At 39.9% G+C, this 6,658-nt stretch carries 7 protein-coding genes and 1 tRNA gene; 1 reads left to right on the plus strand and 7 read right to left on the minus strand.

Annotated elements, in window-relative coordinates:
• Window positions 1–102 precede the first annotated feature (102 nt).
• The 6 genes from F7B60_03300 to F7B60_03325 form a co-directional block, all read right to left on the minus strand.
• Window positions 103–181: transfer RNA gene (locus F7B60_03300), tRNA-Gly, on the minus strand.
• 45 nt (window positions 182–226) lie between these two features.
• On the minus strand, window positions 227–1,522 hold the full coding sequence (locus F7B60_03305) for a hypothetical protein (GenBank protein MCE4614538.1): 1,296 nt from the start codon (window positions 1,520–1,522) through the stop codon (window positions 227–229).
• A 157-nt stretch (window positions 1,523–1,679) separates the two neighbouring features.
• A complete protein-coding gene (locus tag F7B60_03310) occupies window positions 1,680–2,690 on the minus strand; it encodes a hypothetical protein (protein ID MCE4614539.1) in 1,011 nt (336 codons plus the stop codon).
• Window positions 2,691–2,834: 144 nt separating this feature from the next.
• A complete protein-coding gene (locus F7B60_03315; protein MCE4614540.1) occupies window positions 2,835–3,029 on the minus strand; it encodes a hypothetical protein in 195 nt (64 codons plus the stop codon).
• A gap of 35 nt (window positions 3,030–3,064) precedes the next feature.
• The gene (locus tag F7B60_03320) at window positions 3,065–3,799 is read right to left on the minus strand and encodes a hypothetical protein (GenBank protein ID MCE4614541.1); all 735 of its coding nucleotides are present in this window, start codon (window positions 3,797–3,799) and stop codon (window positions 3,065–3,067) included.
• Entirely contained in the window at window positions 3,796–4,086 is a 291-nt protein-coding gene (locus F7B60_03325) for a hypothetical protein (protein MCE4614542.1), read from the minus strand. Before F7B60_03325 ends, F7B60_03320 begins: the two co-directional genes overlap by 4 nt.
• Before the next feature lie 191 nt (window positions 4,087–4,277).
• Between F7B60_03325 and F7B60_03330 the strand changes: the two genes are divergently transcribed.
• A complete protein-coding gene (locus F7B60_03330) occupies window positions 4,278–5,564 on the plus strand; it encodes an MFS transporter (protein ID MCE4614543.1) in 1,287 nt (428 codons plus the stop codon).
• 133 nt (window positions 5,565–5,697) lie between these two features.
• Here F7B60_03330 and F7B60_03335 read toward each other — a convergent pair.
• Window positions 5,698–6,658, minus strand: a 961-nt coding sequence (locus F7B60_03335; protein MCE4614544.1) for a hypothetical protein, incomplete at its 5' end; no start/stop codon positions are given.

A 6,658-nucleotide genomic window follows, 5' to 3' on the forward strand; every position in this document is an offset into this window, starting at 1 on the left:
AACTATCCGATTTTGAGAGAAGCTTCGCCTCTGTTTTCCAGTCACGGAGGCAGACGCATCATAATACATTAGGTGTTACTAATAGCGGAATGGCACCTGTAATGGTGCGGCCGCCGGGATTTGAACCCGGGACCCCCGGCTTGGGAGGCCGGTGTCCTAGTCCAGGCTAGACGACGGCCGCTTCCTAATATTTGTTTCCTGTTCTACCGGATTTTAAAAGTGATTTTTAAGGGTTACCTGGTTTTCTTACTAGGTATATTGCTATTATTACGATTAGGGCTATTATTGCTGCTGTTCCTCCTATTATTATATTATTGTTTCTCGGTGTCTCTGGGTTTACTTTGATGTTTTCTAGGTCTCCTAGTATGGTTTGGTTTGGCTGTATTTTTCTTATAGCCTGGTCTCCTGGTTTGAGTGTTATTTCCTGGTTTAGTACCTGGGTTGTGTTGAATCCTGCTTTTCCTGTTTTTGCTAGTGATAGGAGTATGTTTCTTAGTGCTACTAATGTTTTGACAGGGTCATTTACCCCTTTCCCTCTGATTAATGGGGTAGTGATTATGTTCTTGTTTGGAGTTATTAGTTGGGTATAACTCGTTCCGTCTTTAACCTCAAAGTTACTTGCGAGTTCTTCGAGTGTATTGATTAGGGCTTTTTCGTTCGATTCCATGGTTCCATTACCTGATGCTGATGCGTGAAGTTGGAATGATTGCTTCATTCCTTTTATATAGGATTCAAGGTGATCAGTGAAGCCGCCTTTATAGACTATGTGTTGCTTCATCTTCATTATTCCTGTTGATGAGATGTATGCGTAGTTGTTTATTTCTAGGGTTCTATTCTGGCTTATTAGAAATAGTATACTTAAGTAGTTAGACATATAGGGTGTGTATTGTGCTGTCGTCCCGTAGGGTATTATCGCTGTTAAATCTATAAAGTATTCCCCATTTGAAAGACTATGGTTGAAGCTAACTATTTCCGCGTCCCTGGATGGTAAGAATTGGAGTGCTGTAATGTTCTTTAAACTGTTTTCAATGGACGTGTCATTAGTATGTATGTCAAAGTGTGCTTTCAGCGTCCAGTTATACTGTTCATAGGCAACATTGTATTTCATTAACATCCTGGTACAGCCCTTACCTTCACGGTGGAATATTTGAGTTAGATTCATTAATCCAGTCAGGTTTCCGTTATTTCTTATACCAGTCAGGTTAACTTCCATGTATTCATTGGAGCCTGTAGCCTGTGTCTGTGTTCCGTTTTGAAAGATCGATTCATCCTTGATTGTTTTATCCTGGTAGAATGTGTAATTATACAATACCCGGAAAGACGGTGTTGCCTCTCCATTCCTTGCTGGGATTGATCCTTTAACTCTAACATAGCCATCACTATAGAGAGTTGCGGTAATAGTCATATTCAGACCTTGTCCTCCTACTGCATCGTTAGCAACCGCGTTTACTGGGCCCCACTGGTAAGGCAGGACTGCAAAAAGTAATAGCATTATAATAATAACAGAAATAACTCTATTCAATATTGAACACCAAATCCTCTTATACATCGTAGAAGTTCTAAAACTAAGTATAATAGTCTTCGTATACCCCCTTCTTTCCACCTACTATGGGTCTGAATGCTTCACATAACCATTACTATACAATAAAGCAGCCATGTTAATGTTCTACTCGAAATTACTAGATCCCCACATATAACTCAATGGCCACGCTTGAGTCCTGCCCCCTTTTCACCATGTTTGGAGCAACATCATACAATAGGAATAATATGTAGAGAACTTGAAGTAAGGGCTTCATGGATAATGCGAAAACCGTCAATGAAGGGAAGATTGATGCTGCAACAGACAGTGATATTGCTTGGCTACTAGCTACACTGGCTAATAAGAGTATTACAGCATACTCATACTCCAGCCTCAAAACTCTAATGGTGACTAAAGCGATTAGAGTTTGAATGATATAGTATGAGAATAATCCGGCTATAACTAAGAAAAGTATCTCAGGATGAGTAACTATTAGCCTTGATACCCTTGCAGTAGCAATAAACACTATTAATAAGACTCCCGTGGCTGAGACTCCTGGGAGGTACTTCTTTACCTCCATGAAACCCTTCTTCCCTAGGCGTCTCTCGAGGTACCTCCTAGTGAGGAACCCTAAGAATAGTGGGACTAGAATATACATCAATAATAGTAAGCCCAGATTAAGGGCGTTAAACTCTATGAAGACTCCTCCAACGATTGATAGTAGAATAGGTGAAACTAAAGGTATCAGCAGTAACCCTAACACTGCGACAACGAGGGCGTCTTCGACGCTGGCACCAGCTATACCAGTCCATCCTATAAGCATGTTAGAACAGGGTATAGCCCCAACCATAGCGAGAGCGAATGCAAGGTCAGGGTATCCTTTGAGAATAGTGTGAGAGATGAAGTAGGCAGTGATAGATGCTACGAAGAAAGCATAGGTTAATGTTAAAGCTATAAGCCAGGGACGCTTAACTGCACCGATAACCTTCTCAACAGCGAGACCTGTCAACATAGGGTAAAGCATAATGAAAACTGAAAGCCAGCCGATAACTCTCAACGTAAACCTTGAGAAACTATACTCTAAGCCGACCAGGAAAGCCAGAACCATAATGATGGCGGCATAAATGTAGAGCCTCTTCCTCAAATCAAGCAATAACCACTTGCTATTCAACCTAGAAACCCTGTATGGATGGGGTATAGGTATATGGTAGATATAAAATATCAAGTACAACTTGGAGATAACCTATATTCTACCTAGAAGACTCTACGGAACACCCTTTTGCTTTGATGCGTATGACTAATGGAAATGGTTTTGCTAGCGAGTAATGTTAGTTGGAGGTGTAAAAGCAAGAGCTATTACAACTAGCGAAGTAGTCTCCACATTGACGCCGGATCCGAATACTATTTGACCATTTGTCACATTGTAATCTGTAAAGAATCCTCCACCAGGACTTTGAGCTATTTTTATGAGGTGCAGCCAGTTATCTAAGTATATATTGGTGGGATCCAAACCATTCTGCTTTAGAGTCCTATAATAGTATATGGCTAGTGCAACTTTATAGACGTCATATGTATGGTTATGACTGTGATAGGATTCGTCTGGGAATCCGTATCCGTCCACATTTCCAAAAGTCTTGAATATAGTACAAGAGAATATTCTTCATTTCCTTTCCATAAAGAGTCGATTCCTTTCAATGCTAGCCAATCGGCATAATAAATCCAGTTGGATAAAACTCCACTCTCGTTTTCAACACTCGTCATCAAAGTGTAGTTAGTTCCGTTCACAGGAATAGTTCTTAGAATTATGTTATACCACGTCCTTGGAATACTATGATTATAAGGTTTTCCAAATAGTATATTATATCTAGAATCACTAGTATATTTGAATGTTCCTAGGTTCTCATTTATCTTCTCCGCTAAAGACGTCGCCCCACATATCTCTAAGGCTCTTATGGCTAGGTAGTTATCGTGTAACAGGTATATTACTTGGGACTCGTGGCCTGCCTCGTTGGATGCAGCAAGTAGTCCTAGATTATCTACTTCTTGTAACTTGAGGAACTTACAAGCGTCTTTAAATCTGATTTGACTACGGAAATTATTCATGCTACCAGTAGCTGCACTTGTTTTCCATGCTGTTCTAGGGGGTGGTTTCCGGTTTGTATAGGACGAGGTTTCAGAGTTTGGAGTGATTCCTTTCTGTACTGTGTTAAAATATACTAGGATCAGTATGAGGATAACGAATAAGGTTGTTTCAAGTGCAATGAATTTGTTGCTCTTCATTGTTTACCCGCTCTTTTGAGTACTTTTACTAGGCTAGTGATAAGCTTCTCTTTACCAATTCCATTAAATGAGAGTATCTTTCTCCTATCAGACCAGCCTTTTATGATAACCGGCTTGCTACCAATATTTCTCGACAGCCACTTCAATAAATCCCTATTAACACCGTGATTCTTACAGGAAGCAGAGGAATGGAATAAAATTTCTCCTTCCTTGAACTCGAGATAACTTCTATTCGATTTAGGCATAACGTATAAGGTTAACCCAACTCCATCCTTAGTGTCAAACACAATCTCCCTTAACCGCTCATTAAGCGATTTATCTACATCCGTGATTGACCACCTTGCATAACTACATGCCTATCGTAAATACTTACATAGTCAGTCACTTCGAATTCCATTATTCCTGCATGTATACACATATAATTCAACACAGTTTAATTAAGCTTCGATAAGCTTGCCCCAGAAACGGAGGATGCGGGTTGGTTAAGAGCAGTGATCCATCGGATTCATCACTATCCATCTACCTTATCATAACGATTTCATCAATGGCTGTATCTATAGCTAACCTTGAAGGTTCTCTTAGAGTTTTGGATCTAACGAGGTCCACTGTTACCTTATCCCTAGCAGTTACTCTCTATAACATCTTTTTTACTATTATGAGTTTGAGTTGGACGAGGCTTTTCTTCGGCAGGCTTTCGAGGAGGAACATCATAATCTTTTCCCTATCCTGTTTATTTGCCGGTTTAATTCTAATATCATCTAATAGCACAGCAGTAGTGATTACAGGCACAGTTTTAGTTGGAGTATCATCCGCAGTCTTCTCCCCTCTCCTTACAACGATACTAATTGATTATACCGGAAAGGATGTCGTGGCAGTAGCGAGATACAACTTGTTATCTAGTATAGGCTTAATAACAGGCTATCTAATGGGAGGGATATTAGAGCCGGTAATAGGGATACATGGAATATTGAAATTAACATCTATTATCACCTGTTCCTTAATACCGATAGCCCTGCTTATACCTAGGAAATATGCTGTTATAGAACCTAGAAGATTAATGTATATATCATTTATACCTCACTTCACAGGCAGGATAAGACCTCTACCATCCATACTCTTCACACCCAAAATCATATATAGCACAAGAAAGCTTATAGGAGACCTTATTAGAATGGCTAAAATGAAACTAGCGCGAAAGCTGCCTTTAATGCTACTTTCCACTAGCGTATTATTCACCGGCATATCAGTTTTCTTCACGCCAGTCCCTGCGTTCCTTAGGAATTTGGGTTTCACGGATAAAGAGATATTCGTCATATATTTATACTCGGCTAGCATTTCGTCAACAAGCTATGCTGCTATACATAGACAATTCCATAAATCAATTTACGCCTGGAAACCTTTAGTTCTTTCAACAACCATAAGGATACCTATTTTCCTAATTCCTCTTCCACTTATCTATCTGCATACAATGAAAATCATTAACATACTCACCATTGGAACAATGTTCACATTCACTGGAATTACATGGGCTTATATAACCACATCACTATCAACACTAGTAATCTCAATGAGCGAGAGAGGTGAAAAGGACTTCCTACTCGGCCAACTTAACGCGTCGATAGGAACAGGCACAATTATAGGTTCAATCTTATCTGGAATAATTTTCAAGTACATGAACTATGCAGGCATATTCATTGGCGCATCCGTTCTAGTGGGAGTGTCAGCTATCCTATATTATAAAGCATGGAAGACATTAATCACATAAACAACTCCCTAATATATAGCATATTGCTTTAAATAATAAAGAAAAATATAAACATCTCCTAGAGAAGCATGAGCTTATAAGTCTTGGGCTTGTAGAGTCCAGAGGTTAAGTTTTTAAAAAGTAGATTTAAAAATCATATGCGCCGTCTAGCTATATAAAGGGCTACCAGAACAATCAATATTATAACAGTTACTTCTATCCCTAGGGTTAGCTTTGAAGTTTTAGAGGGGTGAGTTTCTGTTAAAGTAGAGGTGGTAGACTGAGGTTGTGAGGTGGAGGGTGATGTGGCTACAGTGGTTGTTGTGAGCGTTGACGATGTGGTTGTAGTAGGCTTAGGTGAGACGGTTGAACTAGTTGTTACTGGCCAAATTTCTGAAAGATTACCGAGCATTAGTTCCCCTGTTAATTGCGTCATAGTAGCAACTTCAATATAGAATAGGTGCTTATCAAACTTGTCAATTTTAGCCGAAGTTGCCCAATAGGCTCCCTGTGTCCCCATCATAGCGAAAGCAGGTATATGCCATGTTCTAGCGATTTTACCCATACCATACCATATACCTTGCGATCCCCCGTGAATACCTGGTCTGTCAACACATTGAACCTGCACTCTTGGCCAATGATTGTCTTTAACTGCTTTTATTGCCATATCAATTAGCTTTTGATTATTCTGTGTCCAAAGGAAAGAAGGTTCTACTAATCCTGTAGGCTCGTAAGTATCTCCTACTTCATGGTACTCGACCTGTCCAAGATGTTCCATTGCTATTAAGCCAACAATGTGTTCCCTAGCTTCTGGATGCTTTGTAAACCAATCGACTGAAGCCCACTGTTGTTCTTTACCCGGCATATAATGCCTGGAATCAAGGAATATCATTAAAGTTCTGGGCCGTTGATTTTGTGGTATATGTGAGAAATATGCAACTATTCCAAGGAGTCCAAGAGCGCCATTTTCTTGAGATATCGATGGGCCGTCAGTATGAGTAATTAGAATGATTTGCTCATCCCTAGGAGTCCCATAGTATTTGCCTGGAAGATACCCTATTAACTGGAAGGTTTCCACGACCTCTTCCTTTGCCAAAAGCTTCAAAGTAGCATTC

It is taken from the genome of Candidatus Tiamatella incendiivivens, assembly GCA_015522635.1.
GTDB lineage: Archaea > Thermoproteota > Thermoprotei_A > Sulfolobales > Acidilobaceae > Tiamatella > Tiamatella incendiivivens.